Source organism: Actinomadura sp., assembly GCF_044508335.1.
Lineage (GTDB): Bacteria > Actinomycetota > Actinomycetes > Streptosporangiales > Streptosporangiaceae > Spirillospora.
This window is the reverse complement of the sequence record NZ_JBIQHY010000090.1, coordinates 12,156-13,980: the sequence shown is the minus strand read 5'-3', so window position 1 is coordinate 13,980 and position 1,825 is coordinate 12,156. Positions and strand designations below refer to the sequence as shown.

At 70.2% G+C, this 1,825-nt stretch carries 2 protein-coding genes; one reads left to right on the top strand and one right to left on the bottom strand.

Annotated elements, in window-relative coordinates; all coding sequences use genetic code 11:
* Positions 1-33: 33 nt before the first annotated feature.
* A complete protein-coding gene (locus tag ACIWVC_RS25310; protein WP_396450826.1) occupies positions 34-807 on the bottom strand; it encodes an SDR family oxidoreductase in 774 nt (257 codons plus the stop codon).
* 214 nt (positions 808-1,021) lie between these two features.
* Between ACIWVC_RS25310 and ACIWVC_RS25305 the strand changes: the two genes are divergently transcribed.
* Positions 1,022-1,819, top strand: a complete 798-nt coding sequence (locus ACIWVC_RS25305) for an SDR family oxidoreductase (RefSeq protein ID WP_396450828.1) — start codon at positions 1,022-1,024, stop codon at positions 1,817-1,819.
* Positions 1,820-1,825: the final 6 nt, after the last annotated feature.

Below are 1,825 nucleotides of genomic sequence, written 5' to 3'. Positions count from 1 at the left end.
CCTCGGGCGATACTGCGTCGGTCATTCAGGGCCTCACTTCGGCTGGAAGCGGATACCGCCGTCGAAGCGGATGGTCTCGCCGTTCATGTAGTCGTTCTCGATCAGGGCCTGGACGAGGTGCGCGAACTCCGACGCCTTGCCCATCCGCTTCGGGAACGGGACGGGCGCGGCGAGCTTGGCCTTGAACGCCTCGGCCTGCTCGCCCTGGCCGTAGATCGGGGTGTCGATGATGCCCGGGCAGATGGTGTTGACCCGGACGCCGATCGCGGCGAGGTCGCGCGCCGCCGGCAGCGTCATGCCGACGATGCCGCCCTTGGACGCGGAGTAGGCGACCTGGCCGGTCTGGCCCTCCAGCGCCGCGACGGACGCGGTGTTGATCACCACGCCGCGCTGGCCGTCGGCGTCGGCCGGCTCGGTCTTGGCGATGGCGGCGGCGCCGATCCGCATCAGGTTGAAGGTGCCGATGAGGTTGACCCGGATGACGGTCTCGAAGGAGGCCAGGTCGTGCGGGCTGCCGTCGCGGCCGACGGTCCGCGAGGCCCAGCCGATCCCGGCGCTGTTGACGATGACGCGCAGCGGGGCGCCGGTGTCGACGGCGGCCTGCACCGCGGCCTGCACCTGCTCCTCGCTGGACACGTCGGTCTTGACGAAGACGCCGCCGACCTCGTCGGCGAGGGCCTTGCCCTTGTCCTCGTTCAGGTCGGCGACGACCACCTTGACGCCCCGGGCGGCCAGCGCGCGGACGGTGGCCTCACCGAGGCCGCTCGCGCCACCGGATACGACGGCGGAAACTCCGTTCAGGTCCATAAGCGACACCTTACGTGAGGGACCGAATGTGGTTCGGGGTGATGCTATACAGACGTCGTCGGGCGCTCCGCTCACACCCCGGCGGATCGCGGAGGCGCCTTATTACTCACCAGTTACAATAGGGGTCGCGTTTGCTTCCCGCAGCGGCGGGCACCCGCCGGACATGAGCGAGCGCCCTCCGCAGAGCCAGTCCTACCCCGGCCGGACAGGGGACATGGCACCCGAACCCCGCGACGAGATGCGCGACTACACCGGCGCCGACCTGCTGCACGGCCGCCGCGCGCTGATCACCGGCGGCGACTCCGGCATCGGGCGCGCCACCGCCGTCGCGTTCGCCAAGGAGGGCGCCGACGTCGCCATCACGTACCTGGAGGAGGACGACGACGCCCGGCGCACCGCGGGCCTGGTCGAGGCCGAGGGGCGGCGCTGCGTCATGTTCGGCGGCGACATGGCCGAGGAGCGGCACTGCCGCGAGGTCGTCGAGCACACCGTCCGGCAGCTGGGCGGCATGGACGTGCTCGTCCTGCACCACGGGACGCAGGCGCCGGTGAAGGACGTCCGGGAGATCGGCGGCGAGCAGCTCCGCCGGACGTTCGAGGTGAACGTCTTCGCGGTCTTCTGGACGATCCAGGAGGCCCTGGACCACATGGGGCCGGGGTCGTCCATCATCATCACGGGGTCCATCAACGGGCTGCGGGGCAACAAGTCGCTCATCGACTACTCCGCGAGCAAGAGCGCGGTGATGACGCTCGCCGCGAGCCTCGCGCAGAACCTCATGGACCGCGAGATCCGCGTCAACTGCGTCGCGCCGGGGCCGGTGTGGACGCCGCTGATCCCGGCGACGTTCGATGAGGAGCGCGTCGAGTCCTTCGGGAAGAACGCGCCGATGGGACGTCCCGCCGACCCCGACGAGATCGCCCCGTCGTATGTGTTCTTCGCCTCCAACCGCCTGTCCTCGTACTACACCGGGCAGACGCTCGTCCCCGCCGGCGGGGAGATACATCCGGGCTGATGGAAC